At 58.1% G+C, this 23,736-nt stretch carries 18 protein-coding genes; 8 read left to right on the top strand and 10 right to left on the bottom strand.

All coding sequences use genetic code 11. From position 1 onward, the window contains the following. Positions 1-7: 7 nt before the first annotated feature. Positions 8-1,213, bottom strand: a complete 1,206-nt coding sequence (dapC, locus tag DFO48_RS04140) for a succinyldiaminopimelate transaminase (protein WP_114862605.1) — start codon at positions 1,211-1,213, stop codon at positions 8-10. 189 nt (positions 1,214-1,402) lie between these two features. Here dapC and DFO48_RS04135 point away from each other — a divergent pair, with 189 nt between their 5' ends. Next, on the top strand, positions 1,403-2,896 hold the full coding sequence (locus DFO48_RS04135) for a methyl-accepting chemotaxis protein (protein WP_114862604.1): 1,494 nt from the start codon (positions 1,403-1,405) through the stop codon (positions 2,894-2,896). Between the two features lie 88 nt (positions 2,897-2,984). Here DFO48_RS04135 and DFO48_RS04130 read toward each other — a convergent pair whose 3' ends face one another. From DFO48_RS04130 to dusA, 3 genes are all read right to left on the bottom strand, one after another. Continuing rightward, positions 2,985-3,647: an RnfABCDGE type electron transport complex subunit B gene (locus tag DFO48_RS04130; RefSeq protein ID WP_199406946.1), complete on the bottom strand. Its 663-nt coding sequence runs from the start codon at positions 3,645-3,647 to the stop codon at positions 2,985-2,987. Between the two features lie 29 nt (positions 3,648-3,676). Then, positions 3,677-5,110, bottom strand: coding sequence for a polyhydroxyalkanoate depolymerase (locus DFO48_RS04125; protein ID WP_114862602.1), 1,434 nt, complete (start codon positions 5,108-5,110; stop codon positions 3,677-3,679). Between the two features lie 170 nt (positions 5,111-5,280). Next, entirely contained in the window at positions 5,281-6,315 is a 1,035-nt protein-coding gene (dusA, locus tag DFO48_RS04120; RefSeq protein ID WP_114862601.1) for a tRNA dihydrouridine(20/20a) synthase DusA, read from the bottom strand. A 142-nt stretch (positions 6,316-6,457) separates the two neighbouring features. Here dusA and DFO48_RS04115 point away from each other — a divergent pair, with 142 nt between their 5' ends. After that, positions 6,458-6,820, top strand: coding sequence for a hypothetical protein (locus tag DFO48_RS04115; RefSeq protein WP_114862600.1), 363 nt, complete (start codon positions 6,458-6,460; stop codon positions 6,818-6,820). Positions 6,821-6,850: 30 nt separating this feature from the next. Here DFO48_RS04115 and DFO48_RS04110 read toward each other — a convergent pair whose 3' ends face one another. The 5 genes from DFO48_RS04110 to DFO48_RS04090 form a co-directional block, all read right to left on the bottom strand. Continuing rightward, positions 6,851-8,455, bottom strand: coding sequence for a sensor domain-containing diguanylate cyclase (locus DFO48_RS04110; RefSeq protein WP_114862599.1), 1,605 nt, complete (start codon positions 8,453-8,455; stop codon positions 6,851-6,853). A 231-nt stretch (positions 8,456-8,686) separates the two neighbouring features. After that, a complete protein-coding gene (locus DFO48_RS04105) occupies positions 8,687-8,899 on the bottom strand; it encodes a pyocin activator PrtN family protein (RefSeq protein ID WP_255413068.1) in 213 nt (70 codons plus the stop codon). Between the two features lie 802 nt (positions 8,900-9,701). Then, positions 9,702-11,651, bottom strand: coding sequence for a long-chain fatty acid--CoA ligase (locus tag DFO48_RS04100; RefSeq protein ID WP_114862597.1), 1,950 nt, complete (start codon positions 11,649-11,651; stop codon positions 9,702-9,704). Between the two features lie 76 nt (positions 11,652-11,727). Beyond that, on the bottom strand, positions 11,728-13,272 hold the full coding sequence (locus DFO48_RS04095; protein WP_003075073.1) for an MHYT domain-containing protein: 1,545 nt from the start codon (positions 13,270-13,272) through the stop codon (positions 11,728-11,730). Between the two features lie 120 nt (positions 13,273-13,392). Then, on the bottom strand, positions 13,393-14,028 hold the full coding sequence (locus DFO48_RS04090) for a GntR family transcriptional regulator (RefSeq protein WP_003075074.1): 636 nt from the start codon (positions 14,026-14,028) through the stop codon (positions 13,393-13,395). Positions 14,029-14,150: 122 nt separating this feature from the next. On the opposite strand from DFO48_RS04090, the gene scpA reads away from it, so the two are divergent. The 6 genes from scpA (at position 14,151) to DFO48_RS04060 (ending at position 22,551) form a co-directional block, all read left to right on the top strand. Next, positions 14,151-16,325, top strand: coding sequence for a methylmalonyl-CoA mutase (gene scpA / locus DFO48_RS04085; RefSeq protein WP_003075075.1), 2,175 nt, complete (start codon positions 14,151-14,153; stop codon positions 16,323-16,325). Positions 16,326-16,362: 37 nt separating this feature from the next. Further along, the gene (gene meaB, locus DFO48_RS04080) at positions 16,363-17,367 is read left to right on the top strand and encodes a methylmalonyl Co-A mutase-associated GTPase MeaB (RefSeq protein ID WP_199406945.1); all 1,005 of its coding nucleotides are present in this window, start codon (positions 16,363-16,365) and stop codon (positions 17,365-17,367) included. 80 nt (positions 17,368-17,447) lie between these two features. Continuing rightward, complete coding sequence (locus tag DFO48_RS04075; RefSeq protein WP_003065036.1) at positions 17,448-18,983, top strand: acyl-CoA carboxylase subunit beta; 1,536 nt, start codon at positions 17,448-17,450, stop codon at positions 18,981-18,983. A 27-nt stretch (positions 18,984-19,010) separates the two neighbouring features. Further along, complete coding sequence (locus tag DFO48_RS04070) at positions 19,011-21,059, top strand: acetyl/propionyl/methylcrotonyl-CoA carboxylase subunit alpha (protein WP_114862595.1); 2,049 nt, start codon at positions 19,011-19,013, stop codon at positions 21,057-21,059. 145 nt (positions 21,060-21,204) lie between these two features. Further along, positions 21,205-22,017 carry a YdcF family protein gene (locus tag DFO48_RS04065; protein WP_034348465.1) on the top strand — a complete coding sequence of 271 codons (813 nt, stop codon included), beginning with the start codon at positions 21,205-21,207 and terminating at the stop codon, positions 22,015-22,017. Positions 22,018-22,086: 69 nt separating this feature from the next. Next, positions 22,087-22,551, top strand: a complete 465-nt coding sequence (locus tag DFO48_RS04060) for a VOC family protein (protein ID WP_003054918.1) — start codon at positions 22,087-22,089, stop codon at positions 22,549-22,551. A gap of 53 nt (positions 22,552-22,604) precedes the next feature. On the opposite strand, the gene DFO48_RS04055 is transcribed toward DFO48_RS04060, so the two are convergent. Beyond that, positions 22,605-23,702, bottom strand: a complete 1,098-nt coding sequence (locus DFO48_RS04055; RefSeq protein WP_233506309.1) for an OmpP1/FadL family transporter — start codon at positions 23,700-23,702, stop codon at positions 22,605-22,607. Positions 23,703-23,736 lie beyond the last annotated feature (34 nt).

Genomic DNA, 23,736 nt, shown 5'->3' with positions numbered 1-23,736 from the left:
ATTTGGATCAGCGGGTACGGGATTCGATGAATTGTGCAATACGCTGAGCGGCTTCGAGGCATTCCGCCGTTTCTGCTACCAGAGCCATGCGAATGCGGTTGGCGCCGGGGTTGAACCCCTGAGCCTCACGCGCAAGGTAGCTGCCCGGCAAAACCGTCACGCCTGTATGAATATACAGTTCTTTGGCGAATTGTGCATCATCCATACCCAACTCCGGTGGAATTCCGGCCCAGAGATAGAAGCTGGCATCAGGCAGCTTCACATCCATGACTTTGGACAGCACGGGTGTGACCTGCGCAAACTTCTCGCGATAAAGGCGGCGGTTTTCCTGCACATGGGCTTCGTCGCCCCAGGCGGCAATCGATGCCGTCTGCACCACGGGGCTCATGGCGCCGCCGTGATAGGTGCGATAGAGCAAGAAGGACTTGAGCAGAGCCGCATCACCCGCTACAAAGCCACTGCGCAGTCCGGGAACATTGCTGCGCTTGGACAGGCTGGTGAACATCACCAGATTCTTGAAGTCATGGCGGCCCAGCTTTTGGGCGGCTTCCAGACCGCCCAGCGGGGCTTCTTCCTGGAAGTAGATCTCGCTGTAGCACTCGTCGCTGGCAATCACGAAGCCATGCTTGTCGGACAGGGCAAACAGCTTCTCCCATTCGCCGAGCGGCATCACAGCACCCGTGGGATTACCGGGCGAACACACAAAAATCAGCTGTGTGTGTTGCCATACCTCCTCGGGCACTGCATCCCAGTTCACGGCAAAGTTGCGCGCGGCATCGCTGGCGGCGTAATAGGGGGTGGCCCCGGCCAGCAGAGTCGCACCTTCGTAGATTTGATAGAAGGGGTTGGGGCAGATGACGCGCGCACCGGCCTTGGTGTTGTCCACCACGACCTGGGTGAAGGCAAACAGTGCCTCACGCGAGCCATTGACGGGCAGAACCTGAGTTGCTGCATCCAACTCGATGCCGTAGCGCTGGTTGGCCCATTTCGCACAGGCCTGGCGCAAGGCCGGCAGACCGCCGGTGGCAGGGTAAACGGACAAGCCCTGCAGTTCGCTGCTCAATGCTTTTTCAATGAACGCTGGCGTGGCATGGCGTGGCTCTCCGATGCCCAGACTGATAGGGCGCAGGTCCTCAGGTGGCTGAGCCGAGGCAAACAGTTGGCGAAGACGTTCAAACGGATAAGGCTGTAAGCGAGAGAGCAGGGGGTTCATAGTTGCACATTATGGGCTGATGCCATTTTCGCATGAGAAAACAGCGCTCATAGTTTTGAGTTTGCGGGTTTGCAGGCTCCATGAATTGCAATTTGTTACGTAAGCTGGACGACAGAGCAAGTGGCTACCGTGAGCGTGCTGCGAGGTCAGCAAACGAAGTCAACAACAAAAAACGAATGGAGACAGGCAATGCAAAAGCGCATCTTGCCCGACAAAAAAAACCGCGTACGAGTGAGGAATTCCGGGGTGCTGTGGTTGGGGCTGCCATGGTTGCTGGCGGGGCCTGTTTTGCCAGTGCTGGGCCTGAACGGAACATGGCAGCTGGGTTGGTTGCTGCTGTGGGGCCTGGGAGTGCTGTTATGGGTCGGTGCTCTTCACAGAAGCTGGCAGCAGCAGTGGCTGGACATGCAGCTTGCGCTTGAAAAAGTCGCTCATGGAGACCTGAGTCTTGGCGTTGCCGCAGAGCCGCAACAAGGGGTATCCGCATCAAGCCTCACCAAGTCCATGGTGCATGCGCTGTCGGCCATGGTTGCCGATGTTCGCAGCAACGCTGCCCTGGTGGCCCAGGCTGGACAGAGCATGGTCAAGGATCATCAGGCCTTGTCTGAACGAACCGAGATGCAGGCGAGCAATCTGGCGCAGACGGTGGTCAGTGTCGAGCAACTCACCGCAGCGGTTGAGCACAATGCAGAAGTGAGCAAGGCAGCACATTCCCGCGCTGACGGCGTGTGCGCCGCTGCCGATCAGGGCGCCCAAGCCATGCAGCATGCGGTGCAGTCGGTGGAGCTGATCGAGCGCAATGCTGGGCGTATGCGGGAAATCATTGGCGTGATTGACGGCATTGCCTTTCAGACCAATATTCTTGCCTTGAATGCAGCGGTGGAGGCTGCCAGAGCCGGTGAACAGGGGCGTGGCTTTGCCGTGGTGGCCAGTGAGGTGCGGACGCTGGCCCAGCGTAGCGCCGAAGCAGCCAAGGAGATTCGGCAACTGATCGGCGAGACCGTGCAGCAGGTCACTCAGAGCACGCAGCAGCTACGCAGTGCAGGCGAGGAGATCCAGGGAGTGACGCGGGCCATTCACGATGTGGTCGCCCATATGGGGACGCTTGCAGACACGGCCAGCAGCCAGAGCTCGGGCCTTCAGGAAATCAGCAATGCCGTGCGTCAGATCGATGAAATCACCCAGAACAACGCCCAGATGGTAGGTCAGGCGCTTCAGCAGGCGCAGGAGTTACAGCTGCGCGCCCGGCATCTGTCGGATGCGGTGTCGCGCTTCAGGCTGCAGCAGGGCACGGCCGAGGAGGCGGTGGCTCTGGTGAATGCGACCATGCGGCAAGCCAGAAGCTCGTCCAGTGTTGCCAGCCTGCTGCAGACTGTCACCGATCCTTCGCAGCCGTTCCACGACCGCGACATGTATGTGTTTGCCTTGTCTTCCGAGGGGGAATACCGGGCCTTTGGTGGCAATCCGGCCAAAGTGGGGCTGCGCGTTCAGGATGTGCCCGGCATCGACGGCGATAGCCTGATGGCCGACATCATGGCCCAGGCCGAGCTTCGTCCGGGCTGGGTGGAATACGACTACATCAACCCCAGCAACCAGCAGGTGCAGACCAAGATGTCCTATGTCTGCAAGCATGCAGGCTTGTACTGGGGCTGCGGTGTCTACAAGGGCCTGATCAGTGCCTAATGGGGTCCTGATGGGCTCTTGTCGCCATTGAATTTTGCTGCATCGGGAGCAAAAGCGCTTTTCTCAAGCGCCAGGGGCTGACTGGGTATCAGGCTCCTGCGCGCTGGGCTTTGGCCCTGGCCAGAATGGCGGCAAGCGTGGCCTTTTTGTCTGTGGCGGGCGTTGACGGTGTGTCGGCTTGAGCGCCAGCTTCTTCAGCTGGGGCTTGTGCCGTGGTGCGTACCGGTGCGTTGGCCTTGCGGCCCGTACGCAGCAAATGCGCGCCATAGCGGCTGCGGGCATGCTCGGCCTGCCCAGTACTCCAGGCGGACCAGCCTGTGGCTTCAGCGCTGGCGTTGACAAGCTCTATGCAATCAACGGGGCAGACGGGGATGCACAGCTCGCAGCCCGTGCAATGCTCGGCAATCACGGTATGCATGCGCTTGTTGGCGCCCAGAATCGCATCGGTAGGGCAGGCCTTGATGCACAGTGTGCAGCCTATGCACCAGGCCTCGTCTATCACGGCCAGGGTGCGCGCTGCTTCCATGCCGTTTTCGGCGTTGAGCGGCAACTCAAGCCTGCCAGTGATGGCAGCCAGACGGCGCACGCCTTCCTGACCGCCTGGCGGGCATTGATTGATGGAGGCCTCTTCGCTGGCAATGGCCTGGGCATAGGACGCGCAGTCGGGGTAGCCGCAGCGCGTGCACTGTGTCTGGGGCAGGGCTGCATCAATGTTCGCAGCCAGTGCTTGAAGCGAAGAGGCTGCGGACATGGATGAGTTCATTCTGGTCTGGTGAGCCTTTACGCCCTGGCGCGATGGGCATCGCGTCCTTTCTGGGCAGGGGCGCTATTTTGACCTGTTTTTACCGCCTTGGCAGACTTGTCTGCATGGGCCTCGCTGCTTTCCAGTTCGGGGCCGTCGTCGCTGACGCTGCTCAGATGGCCAGCAGCGCTGGCGGCCGTGGCACTTGCGGGCTGATGTGCCAGGATGAAGTCGCGCACTTGCGGGTAGACGGTCTTGCGCCAGCGGCTGCCACTGAAGATTCCGTAATGGCCTGCGCCTTGCACTTCGATATGGTGGCGCGCCTCGGCAGCGATGCCGGTGCATAGATCATGGGCGGCGCGGGTCTGGCCGGCGCCCGAGATATCGTCCAGCTCGCCCTCCACCGTCAGCAAGGCGGTGTTCCTGATGTCCTGCGGACGCACCAGCTCGGCCTTGCCTTGCTCGTTCCTGACTTCCCAGGTGCCCTTGACCAGCTTGTACTCCTGGAACACGGTGGAGATGGTTTCCAGGTAGTAGTCGGCGTCCATGTCCAGTACGGCGTTGTACTCGTCATAGAACTTGCGGTGATGCTCGGCGCTGGCTTCGTCACCCTTGATCAGGTCCTTGAAATAGTCGTAATGGCTGTTGGCGTGGCGGTCGGGATTCATGGCCACAAAGCCCGAGTACTGCAAAAAGCCGGGGTAGACGCGGCGGCCGGCACCGGGGTAATTGTTCGGTACTTCGTAAATGACGTTGTTCTCGAACCACTCGTAGCTGCGGGTTTCGGCCAGGTTGTTCACGGCCGTCGGCGAGCGGCGCGCATCGATGGGGCCGCCCATCATGGTCATGGACAGCGGCGTGACTTCGCCACGGCTGGCCATCAGAGAGACCGCCGCCAGCACCGGCACCGTGGGCTGGCAGACGCTGACTACATGGCACTGGCCATAGCGCCCTTGCAGATAGCGAATGAACTCCTGTACATAGTTCACATAGTCGTCCAGGTGGAATTCACCCTCGGACAATGGCACGATGCGGGCATTTTTCCAGTCGGTGATATAGACCTTGTGGTCTCCCAGCATGCTTTGCACAGTGTCGCGCAGCAAGGTGGCGTAGTGGCCGGAGAGTGGGGCTACGATAAGCACCACAGGCTGGCTGAGCATGAGATCCAGCGTTTCTGGGTCGTCGGAAAAACGCTTGAAGCGGCGCAGCTCGCAAAACGGTTTGTCGATCTCCACGCGCTCGCGAATGGTGACATCCACGCCGTTGACTTCGACGTTATGCAGATCGAACTCGGGCTTTTCGTAGTCCTTGCCCAGGCGATACATGAGGTTGAAGCCCGCAGCCATGCGCTGGGCCATGGGCACCTGGCTGAAGACCGAGTGAGGGTTGTTGTAGAACTTGGAGGCGGCCTGGGCAAAGTCTGCAAATGGCTCGACCATTGCGCGTTGCATTTCGTAGATCTGATAGAGCATGGGACGCACTTTTGCGGGTTATGTTGCAGTGCAATATAACAGCACAGTTTGACATGCGAAGTAGTGAATTCCCTTCAAATGGCGGATCTGCTGGGATTGCGCAACGCAGGCCGGATCTGACTGAGTTTGAAAGTAAAAAAGCTGACCGAAGTCAGCTTTTTCATGAGTGCTCAAAGCATCTGCTCTGCGGGTTCCCGTTGAATCTCGTTCGGCTTGGTGCGGGCCAGTTTCATGACCTCGTGCGGCGGCAGGGTCTTGAGGCGGTGATCACTCCAGACCTGGCGCCAGCGGCGTGCACCGGCGAGGCCATTGCGTAGCCCCAGCATATGCCGGGCAATCGAATACCAGTGCGTGCCATGCTCGCGCGCTTCGCGCTCCATATACAGCACCATCTGCTCTTCAATATGCTCTCGTGTGCGTTCCCTGCTCTTGTCCTGATAGTAAAGAGCATCCCAGGACGACATCCACCAGGGGTTGTGATAGGCCTCGCGGCCCACCATGACTCCGTCGACCTGCTGCAGCTGCTGCAGCACTATTTCGTCGGTCTTGATGCCGCCGTTGACGGCAATTGTCAGGCCCGGAAAGTCGCGCTTGAGCTGTGCCACGACCTCGTAGCGCAGCGGCGGGACTTCACGGTTTTCCTTGGGGGAGAGGCCTTTGAGCCAGGCGTTGCGAGCATGAACCACAAACACCTGACAACCTGCGTCGGCAACGGTTCCGACGAAGTCACGTACGAAGTCGTAGCTTTCGATTTTGTCGATGCCGATCCGGTGCTTGACGGTGACCGGCACGGACACCACATCTGCCATGGCCTTGACGCAATCGGCCACCAGTGCGGCCTCGTTCATCAGACATGCGCCGAAAGCGCCGCGCTGCACGCGTTCGCTAGGGCAGCCGCAGTTGAGATTGATCTCGTCATAGCCCCATTGTTCACCCAGGCGCGCGCTATGCGCCAGATCGGCTGGCTCTGAGCCACCCAATTGCAATGCAACAGGGTGTTCTTCGACTTCAAACCGCAAATGGCGAGCCACGTCGCCATGCACCAGCGCTCCGGTTGTCACCATTTCGGTGTAGAGCAGGGTGTGCTGGCTTAGCAGTCGGTGGAAGTAGCGGCAATGCTTGTCTGTCCAGTCCATCATAGGGGCCACCGACATGCGCCACATGCTGCTATCTAGTTGTTTTTTAACGGTTTGTTCGGTGCTCATACTATGAAAAGTGCCTTGTGGTGCACTGAAATTTGACCCTGTTTTAGCCCGTTCTACCGGGTTTTTGACGTTAGTGCTGCGTTGATGCGCCCCGAGTTTCATGGAGCACTGATTGAGACCATCACCCAGAGAAGGAAAGCCGATGGCGTCGTATCGTCTCGGGCTCAGATCGCAGGAGTGGCTGCATAGACGTGAAGCAGAAATCGAGGAGGCCCAAGCGACAGGCCTGCATATTCAAGGTCTCGTCACCCTCAAGCAGATACTGCAGGATTATGTCAGCGATGCAAAAGGCATCGTGGCATGGGGGCGGTCCAAGACGGCCGACATCACCCGGTTGCAGAAGGCCAAGCTGGCGCACCGGGATGCTAGGCATCTGCGTGCCATTGACTTCATCGAGTACACCAGGTGGCGCCGTACCGAAGAGGATGCAGGCCCGGCTACAGTGCTCAATGACATCGTCTGCTTGAACACTGGGGGCATTGCCCAGGGGGTTGAAGCAGGGTGAAAAGCTGGTCAAGCAGGACCAGCACGCGCCTTATGCTGGCTGCACTGCTTCAGCCTCTGATTGTTGATAGACAGCCACGCGGTTTCTGCCTTCACGCTTGGCTTTGTAGAGCATTTCGTCGGCGTATTTGATAACCGTTGGAATGTCGGAAGAGCTGTTCGGCCAGCTTGCCACTCCCAGGGAAATGGTAATGTGGCCCACGCCTTCAAACACTGCTGCTTCCACTTGCTTGCGCAAGCGCTCTGCGACTTGAACTGCGGTCGTTTCGCTGGTTTGAGGCAAGACAATTAAGAATTCTTCACCGCCAACACGACAAGGTAAGTCATCTGCGCGTGAGACAGATTTCATCTGCTTGGCCAGGTCACGCAAGACGATGTCACCTGCATCATGCCCAAAGGTGTCGTTGACCTTCTTGAAGTGGTCGATGTCGATAGAAACTACTGAGAAAATCTGGCTGGACGCTTCGAGCTTTTGCAATGCAGCTTCCAGGCTTCGACGATTGCCAAGCTTGGTCAAAGGATCAGTCTTAACATCATCCTGAAGCTTTTGTATGTTTCTATTGAGCAAGGAAATGCCAATTAACATGGCTTTTTTCAACTCATAGGACTCCACGTACCACGATTTTATTTTCTGTATTTTCTTCTCTGTTTCCGGGTGGCCTATGTTTTTTGCGCCTTCAGACAGCAATTGCAGTGGTTTTGCAATTCTGTTTGCGCACCAACAGATTAGAAATACAGAAATTACCGCTATAGGTAGCGTCTTAAGAATTACTTGCTTCATCAGTGAGTCCAATGGAGCAAGGGTTGCTGACAGGGGCCTCTGTGCAACGACTCCCCAGTTCGTGGTGGGAATAATTGCATAGCCTGAAATCATCTCAACCCCACGAGTATTCTTGACGATCTGGCTGCCAGATTCACCATTTTGAATTTTCCCGATGATTTCATTGCCGCTCACGAGTGTTCCTACTCGATTTTGGTCAGGATGATAGACAAGCTTTTTGCTCTGATCGACGACATACAAGTATGAGCCATCTTTGTAATAGTGCGTACCAAGCAGATGGTTGAGGATGCTCTGTTGGTTGAGGTAGATCGTTCCTCCAACCATGCCTAAATAGTTGCCAGATGGGTCGTGGATAGGGTGAGAGATGAATACCAGCAAATTTCCAATGGTAGAAATATATGAGTCACTAATCAGTGGTTTCTGCGTTTTTATCGACTCTACAATGCCTGGTGTTGTGAGAGTTCTTCCCGTGAGTTTCAGATTTTCAGGTGAAGAAGCTAGCACACTAGAGCGAGCATCAACTATAAGGACAGAGTTGAAGCTTTCTGTCTGAGTTTTGAGTCTCTCTGACTCTGATTTTAGTAATTCGATGTTTTTGAAGTCTTTGGATAAATAGACTGAGCTTGCAGCTAGTTGTTGTTGGGCTGCCTTAAGGAAATCATCAGTGCTCTTTGCCAGTTTTGTCGCGTAGACGAAATTCCCATTGAGATTTTCATCTATGAGTTGTTGGCGTTGAACTGTATAGGCTGCGTAGAATGTATTAACCAAGGAGACAAATGCGCTGGCAACCGTGAGCAATAGGATCAAACGCCTAAGATCAATCTTGCAAAAAATCTTGCTTATGTTGAATTTCACAGAGTTCCCAGAAAACAGGCGTTAATAAAAAAACTATCGATACGCGCTAATCTATTTGTTTATTTTACTGTTATGTGAGAATTTGCTGGGGTTATTACCTGTGTAAAAAGTGCAGACTCTGTTGACAGGTTCATTTCCCGTCGGCGGCGGGCAACGTTGGCAAGTCGCTTGCCTGATTGCATGGATCAACCCGCGATGTCTGCAACCGGTCAAGAATGCGAGACTTCTGAGTCAGCAACTCACAGCTCTCCACTCCTGCTCCGCCTGAACCTTCTTCTGATCGATATACGCAGCCAGCTTGCCCGCATCCATAAACCACTGGCTCTTGTTGGACCCCAGGCGATAAGCAGGCACGGGCAATGCCTGCTTGTTCGCGGCTTCGGCGGCGCGTTTGGGGCTTAGGCCGAAGAATTCCATGCAGCACTTTTCCAGAGGGATGTTCACGTCGCCTTAGATGGCGAGCAGTGCGAAGTGGGTGTTCATGGTGCGGCCCTCTCTTTATTCTCATGAGCAGTCGGACGCTCTGGGGCTGAGAGCAGCTCCTTGGGGACGTTGAAGAAGTTGAGCTTGCCCTTCCAGGGCTTGAACTCGATGGCGCTGCTGTTGCGCAGCACAAAGCCCCAGCTGCCTTCCTGCTTCCACTCGAGTGGTGCTCCTGCACGCAGTCGGTCACATGTGTCCAGCCCACAAAGCCGCCGCGCTGCAGATCGTCGTAGGCGGGCAGGTCTGCGGGTAGCAGGCCCATGCCGTCCGGCTCCTGCACGACCTGGTCGTAGTAGGTGCGGGTCATGGTCAGGCCCGCGTGGATGAGCTGGCGGCCGTGAAAGTTGGTGGGCCAGTCGCGGTTTTCTATGTCCTTGCGGCCGTTGACGATCAGCTAGGTCCAGGGTTGGCGAATGCTGAGTGCGGGGATCATGCTGGTTCCTCCTGTACTTCAACGGCCTGCAGTTCCGTGTAGTCGGCGCTGATGACCCAGCGTTCCGTCATGTCGGTGGGCTAGGCGTAGGGGTCTGCCGGCAGCTCGATCAGGAATGCGTGGTCGTCCATCTTTTGCTTGATGACTGCCAGGCGATGGTCGGTGGTGAAGGTGAAGGCAGGGGGCTAGTGCGGCGAAGACTGTACAGGGGCGCAAGAAGGAAAAGAAGTTTGACTAGGGCAGGTTCAACCATCGGTTTGAGAATTTTAAATTATTTTAATGTAACTTACATGGAGTTTTAAAGGGTTCCTTAAACCCTGTATGGATCAATTACCGATCCTTGGTCTTCCAGCTGTCAATGGGCTTGCCGTACATCTGCTCGATAGCGTCTTTGTAGTGGGCCATCAAGTTCTTTCGCTTGAGCTTGAGAGTAGGGGTCATCAGGCCGTTGTCAATGTTCCAGCTATCCCTGACCAAGTGGATGGCTCTGGGCACTGCATAACGCGCGAAGCTGTGTGTCTGCTTTTCGATTCGGGTAAGTGCTTCTCTCTCTGCTGCTGCATGGTGCAGACTGGATCCGTCTTTTGGGTTCAGGCCAACACTCCTGGCGAGCATTTCCCATTCCATCTGACTAACAACCGCAATACAGGCAATGAAGGGACGATCCTCGCCAACCACAAACACTTGCTCAAACAGGGGATCGACGAGGATGGCCTGTTCCACATCATTGGGAGGCACTTTCTCGCCCGTCGATGTCACAATGATTTCCTTGATGCGACCTTTGATTCGGATGCGGCCATCTTCGATTGAAGCCTGATCACCGGTTCTCAGCCAGCCGTCGGCAGTAAAGGCTTTGACAGTGTCTTCCGGACGATTCCAATAACCGCGCATCACTACCGGGCCAGACACCTGCAACTCCTGGTCCTCGCCAATTCGAACCTCAATTCCTGGAAGTACGCGGCCAACGGTATCGGGCCAGTTATCGTCGAGTCCGTTGGCGCTGACCACAGGAGCGGTTTCGGTCATGCCATAGCCTTGCACCATTGGCAGGCCCAGGCCCAGAAAAGTGCGCGCAATTGTCGGAGACAGTGGGGCTCCGCCACTCACAGCCACACGAAGCCGGCCTCCAAACTGTGCCAGAAGGGGCTGAGCGACAAGTTTGCGCAAAAGCCAGCCGGGCAAAACGGAAGCCCAGCTGGCTTTTGCGTTCAGTTGCTCGCCTAAGGGCATGCCTTGATGAGCGCAGAAGCTCTTCCAGCCTTTGTTGACTGCCTCGTCGAACAGCTTGTGCTTGAGAGGGCTGGAAGCAAGTGACTCTTGAATCTTGGCATAAACACGTTCATAGATGCGAGGCACCGAGATCAGTACGGTCGGCCTGACCTGCTTCATATCCTGCGCAAGTTGTGCAACAGAGCGCGCGTAGGCGACGCAGGAACCGGTAGCAACGGCCAGGTAGTAGCCCGCAGTTCGCTCGAAAGTGTGTGATAGCGGCAGAAACGAGAGAAAGACGTCCTCGGGGAAGGCCTTCACACGCTGCATCACCGCGTGTAAATCACTGACTACGTTGTCGTGGGTGAGCATGACGCCCTTGGGCTTTCCCGTCGTTCCGGAGGTGTAGACAATGCCTGCCAGCTCCGTTTTCTTTGGTGGCAGGGGGAGGGCAGAGGTATGCCGCTGACCAGCCTGAAGCCAGGCAGACAAAACAATGACCGGTTTACGCTGCAAGGCCTTGACTGAGTCCTGCTCTGCTTGTTCGATAGGCACGACATAAGCGTTCGATGAATCGTTCGGACGGCCTTGCTGTGCGTGAATGACGGCCTGGAGTTCAGGCAGGTCCTGACCTGTTGCACAAATTTTCTGCCAGGCCTTTGTGTCAGCCACGACCAGCAAGGAAGCCCCCGAATCGGCCAGGATGTAAGCAATGCTTCCGGCATTGTCGATGGCATGCAGAGGAACTGGCACGTAACCACAGCGCAGACAGGCCTGGTCGATGGTCATTGCATCAAAGCCATTGGGCAGCAAGATTGCAACCCTTGCACCGACAGGAAGATTCGAGGCGCACAAGGCGCGGCTCCACAGAGCGACACGTTCGGCTGTTTCGGCCCAACTCAGGCTTTTCCAAGCATTTGTGCCTTCATCGAACTCCCGGTAAGCCTCGGCCGATGGCGTGCAGCGAACGCGCATGGCCAAAAGCTCTGGCAAGGTTTGCACTTGCTCGATAGTCAAATGCTGTTTCTCTGCTTGGAGATCCAGTACATCGGTTTCACTTGCTTGATTCATGCGCTTGCCTTCAGGAAGCGGGCAATTTCCCGCTACGTGAATGATAGCGCCAGAGACATTCAGGCCGGTATAGGACTCAGATTGTGGCTCCGAGCGGGATATCGATGCTTTGATAGCAGACGGCGATGTAATGGTGCAGGCGCTGTTGCTCGTCGCGCACTGCCGTCAGGGAAATCTGATGGCGGTTCCCGTCATGGTGCATGACGCGCAGGCCTTGCCAGTGTCCTTTTTTACCGATTTCCGTCCAGATCTGCGACCATTGAACAGCCGTATTGTCATCGCCATGGATGAAGAGACTGGAAAACTCCTTGTTCTTCGCCGCTTGGCGGTTCAAGCCGCTGATACGTGCAAAGGCCGGGTTGATGTCTACAATTTTTCGGTTCGCATCAAGTACCACCATGCCTTCGAAGGAATGATTGAATACCGTGGCAGCTATATGCAGTTGCCGCTCGGTGCGCTTGCGGTCCGATAGATCGGTCAGAAGGCCTACATACATGCGCTGACCCCGTGCCTCGGCCTGGCTCAAGGCCAGGCGCATGGGAATCAGCGTACCGTCCTTGTGCTGACCAAGCACCTCTGAAATCTTGTTCTTCAGAGGTGGCGCGTTGTTTCGCTGGCCGGCTTCATGCTGTTCCAGATAGTGATCATGCTGGTTGAACAGTGCAGCGGGCATGAGCATTTTCACGTTCTGGCCCAGTACTTCATCTGGGCTCCAGCCGAATATGACCTCAGCTGCCGGGTTGTAATCGGTGACGCATCCCCGATTATCGATGCAGATAATTCCATCTGCTGCCATATTCACCAAAGCTTGCAGTCGGGCTTCATTCATATCCACTTTCAGCCAGCGACTGCGGTACTGAATCAAGGCATTGGCCTGTGCAATCAGTCCGCCAAATAGCAGAGTAATCACGGCAATGGTCAGCGCCAGAATCAAACGATCGTTCGATGATGCCGCATCGTGCGTTTCATGCTCGGCCGTGACTCGCAGCGCCAGCATGGCTGTGTAATGCATGCCCGATATCGCAGCGCCCATGATTATGGCCGCCAGTGTTTTGCGCCAATGATCTTGTTTGAGGTTGAAGCGTGCCAGCCCAAAACGAATCCAGAGGGCCAAGGTGGCCAGCGCTACGCCAACAATGAGAGAAATGGCAAACCAGAGTGGTGAATACTGGTGCGTGGCAGGCATGCGCATTGCTGCCATGCCGCTGTAATGCATGGCAGCAATGCCGATACCAACCGCCAAGCCACCTAAAGCCAATTGCCTGATGTTGAGTTCATTGTGAGCCAGCAAGGCAAGGGCCACTGCTGATGCTGCGATGCCTGGGATGATGGAGAAGACGGTAACTGGCAAATCATACTGAACTGCAGCATGCATCGAATAGGCGAGCATGCCGATGAAATGCATGGCCCAGATGCCTATGCCCAGTGACAGCGAGCCGCTCACAATGGACCAGTTGCGCAACTGCCTTGATGTGGCCAATCTGGCAAAAGCTGCATGGCGCAAAGCTTGGCCAGAGGCAATCCAGCAAACTGCCAGCGATAAGGTCACGAGGAAGGGGTCATATTCACCCTTGAGCACGTGAGCGTCGGCAGACGGGCTCCAGAAAAATTGCGCCAGCATGAATCATGATCCTGTAACACTGAAAGCACATTCAGTTACCTGGCAAGCTTCTCATGAAGTGGGTAGGCCAATATTTCAAATATGTAGGATAAACACTGGAACGGATCGAACGTCGATCTTTTAGATCGCAGCTTCGAGTCCATTTGCGAAATGCTGCTGCACTGCGCTCATGGCAATTTTCGGATCTCGCTTCAGCAGTGCTTGCATGATGGCTTCGTGCTCTGCCAGGGAGTCTTCAATACGGCCTTGCTTGAACAGCGATTTGTGACGGTTGAGCTTCATGACCTTGCGCAAATCGGCCACTAACTGGTTACGCCAGCGGTTATCGGCAATATCGAGAATCTGCATGTGAAAGCTCTCGTTGAGTGCAAAAAAACGCTCGGCGTCGGCTGTGTGCCGCTTCAGCTCCTCGTGGGTCTGCTGCAGACGCTGCAGTTGCTCGTCCGTGGCTTTGCCGGCAACCTCGGCCGCAGCATCTGCCTCCAGCAGACTCAGCAAGCGATAGACGTCGGAGATGTCCTTGCGTGAGACCTCTGTCACGTAGGCGCCCCGGCGCAGCTTCATGGTCACCAGGCCTTCGGCGGCCAGCACCTTCAGTGCCTCGCGCAGGGGCGTGCGGCTGATGCCGTATTCCTCGGCAATCTTGAGTTCGTCGATCCAGGCTCCGGGCTCAAGCTCTCGCCGGAAGATGCGTTGACGCAACTGCTCGGCGACCTGCTCATATAGCGCAAGAGGAGTAAGTGTTTTGCTTGTCATTACGCGAGATTATATGCTGCAAGTATTTTGAATTCATAATTATGAATCATGTACACTAGTCGCATCTAGGTAGTTCACCGCAATTCCAAACTTCACTGCGCGCACCGCATACGAGAGACAACATGAGCCAAGAGAATCCGGCACAGGACCCACAAGAATTTGCACCCGCTGATCTGCAAGCCTGGAACAAGGCCGCCAACAAGGCGGCCCCCGGTGGTGACATCAACAACCTGAACTGGGTCACGCCGGACGGCATCACGGTCAAGCCACTGTATACGGCCGAAGACACGCAAGATCTGCCATTCACCAACACGCTGCCTGGATTCGCCCCTTATATCCGCGGCCCCCAGGCCACCATGTATGCAGGCCGGCCATGGACCATTCGCCAGTACGCAGGTTTCTCCACCGCCGAAGAGTCCAACGCCTTCTATCGCAAGGCGCTGGCTGCCGGCGGCCAAGGCGTTTCTGTTGCTTTTGACCTGGCTACGCACCGTGGCTACGACTCCGACCATCCGCGTGTGACGGGAGATGTGGGCAAGGCCGGTGTGGCGATTGATTCCGTCGAGGACATGAAGATCCTCTTCAACGAGATACCCCTGGATAAGGTGTCCGTTTCCATGACCATGAACGGTGCCGTGTTGCCCGTGTTGGCTGGCTATGTGGTGGCCGCAGAAGAGCAGGGCGTCTCGCAGGACCAGCTCGCCGGAACGATTCAGAACGACATTCTGAAAGAGTTCATGGTGCGCAACACCTATATCTATCCGCCCAAGCCGTCAATGAAGATCATTGGCGACATCATCGAGTACACGAGCCAGAACATGCCAAAGTTCAACTCGATCTCGATCTCGGGCTACCACATGCAGGAAGCCGGCGCCAACCAGGCGCTGGAAATGGCTTTCACGCTGGCCGACGGCAAGGAATATGTGAAGACAGCCATTGCCAAGGGCATGGACGTGGATGCTTTCGCGGGCCGTCTGTCCTTCTTCTGGGCCGTGGGCATGAATTTCTACCTGGAAGTGGCCAAGATGCGTGCCGCGCGCCTGCTGTGGTGCCGCATCATGAAGGGATTTGACGCCAAGAACCCCAAGAGCCTGATGCTGCGCACGCACAGCCAGACGTCGGGCTGGTCGCTGACCGAGCAGGACCCCTACAACAACGTGGTTCGCACCACCATCGAAGCCATGGCAGCCGTGTTTGGCGGCACCCAGTCCCTGCACACCAATGCGCTGGACGAGGCCATTGCACTGCCCACGGAATTCTCGGCCCGCATTGCCCGCAACACACAGCTGATCATTCAGGAAGAGACCCATATCACCAACGTGATCGACCCCTGGGCTGGTTCCTACATGATGGAAAAGCTGACCCAGGAAATGGCCGACAAGGCCTGGGCCATCATCGAGGAAGTCGATGCCATGGGCGGCATGACTGCGGCCGTGGACAGCGGCTGGGCCAAGCTCAAGATCGAAGCCGCCGCCGCCGAGAAGCAGGCGCGTATCGACTCGGGCAAGGAAGTCATCGTCGGCGTCAACAAGTACAAGCTGGCCAAGGAAGACCCGGTCGACATTCTGGAAGTGGACAATGTCAAGGTGCGTGACAGCCAGATCGCGCGCCTCAAGAATATCAAGGCGAAGCGCGATGCAGCCCAGGTCGAAGCAGCGCTGGCTGCCATCACTGCTGCTGCAGAATCTGGCGAGGGCAACCTGCTGGACCTGTCCATCAAGGCCGTGCGCCTGCGTGCCACGGTAGGTGAAGTTTCCGACGCGATGGAAAAGGCGTTTGGGCGCCATCGCGCCGATACCCAGAAGGTGACCGGTGTGTACGCTGCCGCTTATGACTCGGCCGAAGGCTGGGACAAGCTCAAGGAAGAGATCAACACCGCTTCGCAGGCCATGGGCCGCCGCCCCCGCGTGATGATCGCCAAGCTGGGTCAGGACGGCCACGACCGCGGCGCCAAGGTGGTCGCAACCGCCTTTGCGGACCTGGGTTTCGATGTGGACATGGGGCCGCTGTTCCAGACACCCGAAGAATGCGCTCGCCAGGCCATCGAGAACGATGTGCACGCTGTGGGGGTCTCCACTCTGGCAGCCGGTCACAAGACCCTGGTGCCGGCCATCATTGAGGAGCTCAAGAAGCAGGGCGCGGACGACATCATCGTCTTCGTAGGCGGAGTGATCCCCGCTCAGGACTATGATTTCCTCTACAACGCGGGCGTCAAGGGCGTATACGGCCCCGGCACCCCCATTCCTGCCAGCGCCAAGGATGTGCTGGAGCAGATCAAGAAGGCCAACGGCCTCTGATCGGCCGGCAAGCATCGATAGCAAAGGCGATCGCGACGTGACACCTGAGCAAATGCAAGACGGCATCCTGCGCGGCAACCCTGCCGTGCAGCGCCGGGCCATGGCCAAGGCCATTACCTTGCTTGAATCCTCCCGGGCCGACCATCGTGAACAGGCCGACGGCCTGCTCACCGCTCTGCTGCCGCACACGGGCAAGGCGTTTCGCCTTGGCATCAGCGGCGTGCCGGGCGTTGGCAAATCCACCTTCATCGAAGCTCTGGGCCTGTACCTGATAGAGAAGGGTCTGCGTGTGGCCGTGCTGGCGATCGATCCGTCCAGCACCGTCTCGGGCGGCTCCATCCTCGGCGACAAGACCCGCATGGAGCAACTGTCCATGCGGCTGGAGGCCTATATCCGCCCCAGCCCCAGCAGCGGCACGCTGGGCGGCGTGGCCGAAAAGACGCGCGAGGCCATGCTGGTCTGCGAAGCCGCCGGTTACGACGTGGTCATCGTCGAGACCGTGGGCGTTGGCCAGAGCGAGATCGCCGTACACGGCATGACGGACATGTTCTGCGTGCTTCAGCTGCCCAATGCGGGCGACGATCTGCAGGCCATCAAGAAGGGCGTGATGGAGCTGGCCGACCTGGTGGTCATCAACAAGGCCGACATCGACCCCCATGCCGCCACGCGTGCACAGGCCCAGATCACATCGAGCCTGCGCCTGCTGGGCATGCACGGCAACCCCGATCACGCCAACACCGGCGCGCTGTGGCAGCCGCGTGTGCTGCAGATCAGTGCCTTGCTGGGGCAGGGGGTGGAGGGCTTCTGGGCTGCAGTCAGCAGCTTCAGGGAGCTGCAGACCGCCAACGGCCGCCTGGCCCTGCGCCGCGAGAAGCAGGCCCTGGCCTGGATGTGGGAGCGCATCGACTTCGGCCTCAAGCAGGCGTTTCGCCAGCACCCGCAGGTCAAGGCCCTGCTCCCCGTCCTTCAGGACGATGTGGCCTCGGGTCGCATCGCCGCCAGTACGGCAGCAAGAAATCTGCTTCTAGCCCAAATGCAGTAGGCGCTAGTAGCTCTTATTACCATAGCATCGCAGCATCACCATTGCGAGACAAGCAACCCAAATCACGTTAGAGGACAAGCATGCAAGACGATATCCTGAAGCAGCTGGAAGCCAAGCGAGAACTCGCTCGGTTGGGTGGGGGACAAAAGCGCATCGATGCGCAGCACAAGAAAGGCAAACTGACCGCACGCGAGCGTATCGAGCTGCTGCTGGACGACGGCACTTTTGAAGAATGGGACATGTTCGTGGAGCACCGCTGCACGGACTTCGGCATGGAAAACACCAAGATCCCCGGCGACGGCGTGGTCACCGGCTACGGCATGATCAACGGCCGTCTGGTCTTTGTGTTCAGCCAGGACTTCACGGTGTTCGGCGGCGCACTGTCCGAAACCCATGCCGAGAAGATCTGCAAGGTGATGGACCAGGCCATGAAGGTCGGCGCTCCCGTCATCGGCCTCAACGATTCGGGTGGTGCACGTATCCAGGAAGGCGTTGCCTCTCTGGGCGGCTATGCCGATGTGTTCCAGAAGAATGTGCTGGCCTCGGGCGTGGTGCCCCAGATCTCCATGATCATGGGCCCCAGTGCCGGCGGCGCGGTGTACTCGCCGGCCATGACCGACTTCATCTTCATGGTCAAGGACAGTTCTTATATGTTCGTGACCGGGCCCGAAGTCGTGAAGACTGTGACCCACGAGGAAGTCACGGCCGAAGAGCTGGGCGGGGCCATCACCCACACCACCAAGAGCGGCGTGGCGGACATGGCTTTCGACAACGACGTGGAAGCACTGATGATGCTGCGTCGCCTCTATAACTACCTGCCCTTGAACAACAAGGAAAAGGCTCCCGTGCGCGAAACCACAGACCCCGTGGGCCGCGCCGACATGTCGCTGGATACGCTGGTGCCTGAAAACGCCAACAAGCCCTACGACATGAAGGAGCTGATTCTCAAGACCGTGGACGATGGCGATTTCTTCGAGCTGCAGCCCGAGTACGCCAAGAACATCATCATCGGTTTTGCCCGCATGGCCGGTCAGACCGTGGGCGTCGTGGCCAATCAGCCCCTGGTGCTGGCCGGCTGCCTGGACATCAAGTCCTCCATCAAGGCGGCGCGCTTCGTGCGCTTTTGCGATGCCTTCAACATCCCCGTGGTCACCTTTGTGGACGTGCCCGGTTTCATGCCCGGCACTTCCCAGGAGTATGGCGGCATCATCAAGCACGGCGCCAAGCTGCTGTACGCATATGCCGAAGCCACGGTGCCGAAGATCACCGTCATCACGCGCAAGGCCTATGGCGGTGCGTACGACGTGATGGCCTCCAAGCATTTGCGTGGTGACGTAAACCTGGCCTGGCCCCACGCCGAAATTGCCGTGATGGGCGCCAAGGGCGCGGTGGAGATCATCTTCCGTGAGGACAAGAACGATCCCGTCAAGCTGGCTGCACGCGAAGCGGAGTACAAGGAACGCTTTGCCAACCCCTTTGTGGCTGGCGCCCGTGGCTTTATCGACGATGTGATCCAGCCGCACGAAACGCGCAAGCGCATCTGCCGCTCGCTGGAGATGCTCAAGAACAAGCAGCTGGACAACCCCTGGCGCAAGCACGGGAACATCCCCCTGTAAGAACAAGAAGAACCAGGAGATATATCCATGTTTACCAAGATTCTGATTGCCAACCGCGGCGAGATCGCCTGCCGAGTCATCGCCACCGCCCGCAAGATGGGCATCCAGACCGTGGCGGTCTATTCCGACGCCGACAAGGACGCGCGCCATGTCAAGCTGGCCGACGAGGCCGTGCGCCTGGGCCCCGCACCCAGCCGTGAGTCCTATCTGCTGGGCGAGAAAATCATTGAAGCCTGCAAGCAGACCGGCGCACAGGCGGTGCACCCCGGCTACGGCTTTCTCTCGGAGAACGAGGGCTTTGCCAGGCGCTGCGAAGAAGAGGGCATTGCCTTCATCGGCCCCAAGTCGCATTCCATCGCAGCCATGGGCGACAAGATCGCGTCCAAGAAGCTGGCTGGCGAAGCCCAGGTCAACACCATCCCCGGCTACAACGATGCCATCGCCGGCCCCGAGCAGGCCGTGGAAATCGCCAAGGGCATTGGCTACCCGGTGATGATCAAGGCCTCGGCCGGTGGCGGCGGCAAGGGTTTGCGCGTGGCCTTCAACGACAAGGAAGCCTTTGAAGGTTTTGCCTCGTGCCAGAACGAAGCGCGCAACAGCTTTGGCGATGACCGCATCTTCATCGAGAAGTTCGTGCAGGAGCCCCGCCACATCGAAATCCAGATTCTGGGCGACAGCCACGGCAATGTGGTTTACCTGAACGAGCGCGAGTGCTCGATACAGCGCCGTCACCAGAAGGTGATCGAGGAAGCGCCTTCGCCCTTCATCAGCGATGCCACCCGCAAGGCCATGGGCGAGCAGGCCGTGGCCCTGGCCAAGGCCGTCAAGTACCAGAGCGCCGGTACCGTGGAGTTTGTGGTCGGCAAGGACCAGGACTTCTACTTCCTGGAGATGAACACCCGTCTGCAGGTCGAGCACCCGGTGACCGAATGCATCACCGGACTCGATCTGGTCGAGCAGATGATTCGTGTGGCCGCCGGCGAAAAACTGTCCTTTGCACAGGCCGATGTGAAACGCGACGGTTGGGCCATCGAGTGCCGTATCAACGCCGAAGACCCGTTCCGCAACTTCCTGCCTTCGACCGGCCGCCTGGTTCGCTTTGCACCTCCCGAGCAGACCATGTGGCAGTCCGATACCGAGCACCTGAACGGCGTGCGTGTGGATACCGGCGTCTACGACGGCGGCGAGATCCCCATGTACTACGACTCGATGATCGCCAAGCTCATCGTGCACGGCAAGGATCGCAACGACGCCATCGTCAAGGCCCGCGAAGCGCTCAACGGCTTTGCCATCCGCGGCATCAGCTCCAACATCCCGTTCCAGGCAGCTCTGCTGGCACACCCGGACTTTGTCTCGGGCAAGTTCAACACCGGCTTCATCGCCCAGCACTATGCCGACGGCTTCCATGCCGAGGACGTGCCCCACGATGATCCCGATTTCCTGGTGGCTTTGGCCCTGTTCCGCAATCGCCGCTACCGTGCGCGTGCATCGACCATCACCGGCCAGATGCAGGGCCACCAGGTGCAGGTGGGCGAGAAGTACACTGCCGTGGTTCTGGGGGCTGAAGGCAAGAATCAGTATGTGACTGGCGAAGTGACCGACTTCGATGCCCAGGCGCGCGTCTGCAAGGTCGTGATCGGCGAGAAGGCCTACGAGTTCCGCAGCAATGCCGATATTCGCGACCTGGTGGTGCGTGGCGTGTGCAACGGCAACGCTTTCACCTGCCAGATCGAACGCGGCAACGGCAAGAACCCGCTGGCACTGCGCGTCATCCACAACGGCACGCAAGCCGATGTGCTGGTGCTCTCTCCCAAGGGCGCAGAGATGCACAAGCTCATGCCTTACAAGGCCCCGCCCGACCTGTCCAAATTCCTGCTCTCGCCCATGCCCGGCCTGTTGGTCGATGTGGCAGTGCAGCCCGGCCAGAAGGTGCAGGCCGGGGAGAAGCTGGCCGTCATCGAAGCCATGAAGATGGAGAACATCTTGTTCGCAGCGCAGGATGGTGTGGTCAGCAAGATCAGCGCCGCCAAGGGCGACTCGCTGGCGGTGGACGACATCATTCTGGAATTCGAGTGATGAGAGCTTTTCGGGGCCACTGTTCAGAGCCGATATGGTCTGAGCATAAGGCCCCGAAGCAAAAGCCCGCACGGCTTTGGCTCTGCGGGCTTTCCAATTTTCAATAAGATCGGCTCTATCCTTTATCCAGATTCAGCTAGTAGCTATGACATTGAAAGCAGATACAACGATTTCCCGCCCTGGCAGATTGACGCGTACGCTGCTGGCTCTGTTGGGGACGCTGCTGCTTGTCGATGCTCTGGTACTGATGGGCATGGGGCATTTCAATGTCGGCGTGGTGTTGCCCGCCGGCTTGGGCGCTGCGGCCTTGGGGCTGAGCTGGAAATGGCAGGCCGTGCAGCACTGGCGTGCAGCCAGGGCCCTGCATGCAAGGCTCTGGTCACTTGCCTGGGCCGGCCTGGCGCTGTGGCTGATCAGCCTTTTCTGGTTCTGGAGCCACCTTTTCGGTCTGGGCCTTGCGCCGCAGCAAGTGCCGCCCGTGCAATCCATTGTGGTGCTGGGCAGCGGCACGCTCGATGGTCACCCCAGGCCGGTTCTGGCTGCGCGACTGGATACGGCAGCAGAACTGGCCAAGCTGCAGCCCCAGGCCTTGGTCGCTGTCTGCGGCGGTGTCGATTGGGGTGAAAAAGAGTCTGAGGCCGAGGTCATGGCTCGCTATCTGCAGCAGCGTCACGGTATTGCTGCGCAGCGGCTGGTGCTGGAAAAGCTCAGTACCAGTACCGAGCTGAACCTCAAACTCAGCCGGCCCTTGCTGGCCGAGCGCGGCGTGGCCGCGGATGCACCCATGGCCATGGTCAGCAGCGACTTTCACCTGATGCGTGCCATGAACATTGCAAAGCGGCAGGATCTGCCTCAGGTCTATCCCGTGGCAGCTCCGACCCCTTTGACCACGCGTTTCAATTCCTGGCTGCGCGAATACTTTGCCATGGCCAGCAGCTGGTTGCTGGGCGAGGTCTGATATTTCAATAAAAACCGGCTCTGGCGCTTACCAGTATTGCGCCTTAAGCTATCAATCAAGGAGTCATTCATGAGCAATCGTCCTTTCAAGGTTCTGGGCATTCAGCAAGTCGCCATCGGTGGCACCGACAAACAGCGCATGAAAAAGCTGTGGGTGGACATGCTGGGTCTGGAGCAGACCGGCACCTTCCAGAGCGAGCGCGAGAACGTGGACGAGGACATCCTGGCCATGGGGCGGGGCGCGATGAAGGTGGAAGTGGACATCATGCAGCCCATGGACATCGAGAAAAAGCCCGCCGTGCACGCCACGCCGCTGAACCACATCGGCCTGTGGATCGACGACTTGCCCAAGGCCGTGGAATGGCTGACCGCCAATGGCGTGCGATTTGCTCCCGGCGGTATCCGCAAGGGAGCGGCAGGCTATGACATCACTTTTCTGCACCCCAAGAGCAATGACGAGTTTCCGATTGCGGGCGAGGGCGTGCTGATCGAGCTGGTGCAGGCTCCGGCCGACGTGATTGCGGCGCTGGGCTGAGTGCTTCTGGCACCGGCAGCCAGATTGCAGCAGCGTAATAGCTGCGATTGTTCTCAGAACTGATAGCCGAGCCTGATCCCGAAAGCCGTGGCGGACTCGGCATCAAATGCCGCCAGGGTCGTGCCGCCGCTGGAGATATTTACCGAACCCAGACGCTGGTAGCTCAGCCAGGGCGTGAGCTTGAACTGTCCTTGCTGATAGCTCACCCCCACCGTGTAGCCGAGACGGCCATCGGTGGGGCGCAATGGCGACAATGCAGCCTTGTCGCTGCGCTTGTCATAAGCCACGGCGACAAAGCCGGACCAGTTCGCCGCCAGCTTCTGCCCAAGACCCAGCGTGTAGGTGGTGGTGTCCTCCATGTCCGCCAGGCTGCGGCCAGGTAGTACCGCCGCCAGGGTCTGCGGATACAGCCTGAATTGCGACCAGTTGGTCCAGCGAACCTGTCCAAAGAGCAGGGTGCCGGGCGTGATACCTGCCTGAATATCCACGTTCAAGCTTTGCGGGGCAGTCGATGCCGTCCTCGTTTCGCCCGGCCATAGGTTTTCACGGGTCGCGATCTTGTGCGTGATCGCCGAGTAATAGGTTGCAGCGACGCGCAAAGCCATATCCGGGCGCTCATAGCTCATGCCCAGCAAGTAGCCTGGCTCGGTACTGGGTCTGAAATCCACCCGGTACCCATTGAGCGCTCCAAATACCATGCCCCCCAGGGCGACATGTCCTTCGGTGCGTTGCAGGCGCAGACCGCCATGCACGGCCCAGTGCTCATCCCAGCGGTAACGTAGCGCTCCCATGAGCTCATGGCTGCTCACGCGGGTCTGCGTGCCGCCAAAAAGAGGCGATTGCAGCGGGCTGTAAGCGATGTCAAGGCCAAAAGGCTTGCTCAACATCAGCAGCAACGAGGTGCGTGGATTCACATCCTGCTTGTATGCAAAGCCCCATTGGGTGTAATCGTCAGCCACCTGTCCGGTAGACTTGCCCAGGGCATCCAGGCCCTGGATCCGGGGCCGAACCGTATAGGTCTCTACGGAAAGATAGCGGCCGTTCTCAAATAGAGGTCCGAGATCCTGGCCCGTTCTATCAAGGCCGCCGGCCTGGGCGCAGAGCCCCCACATCATGGCTGCACAGCCAGCCCCCGCTTTTGCTTTTCTCAACGCCTGCTCCAACGCTCTGATTCCAGTTGCATGA

It is taken from the genome of Comamonas sp. AG1104, assembly GCF_003350425.1.
GTDB lineage: Bacteria > Pseudomonadota > Gammaproteobacteria > Burkholderiales > Burkholderiaceae_C > Comamonas > Comamonas testosteroni.
Note: the sequence above shows the minus strand (reverse complement) of the source record. Positions and strands in the feature narration are given on the sequence as shown.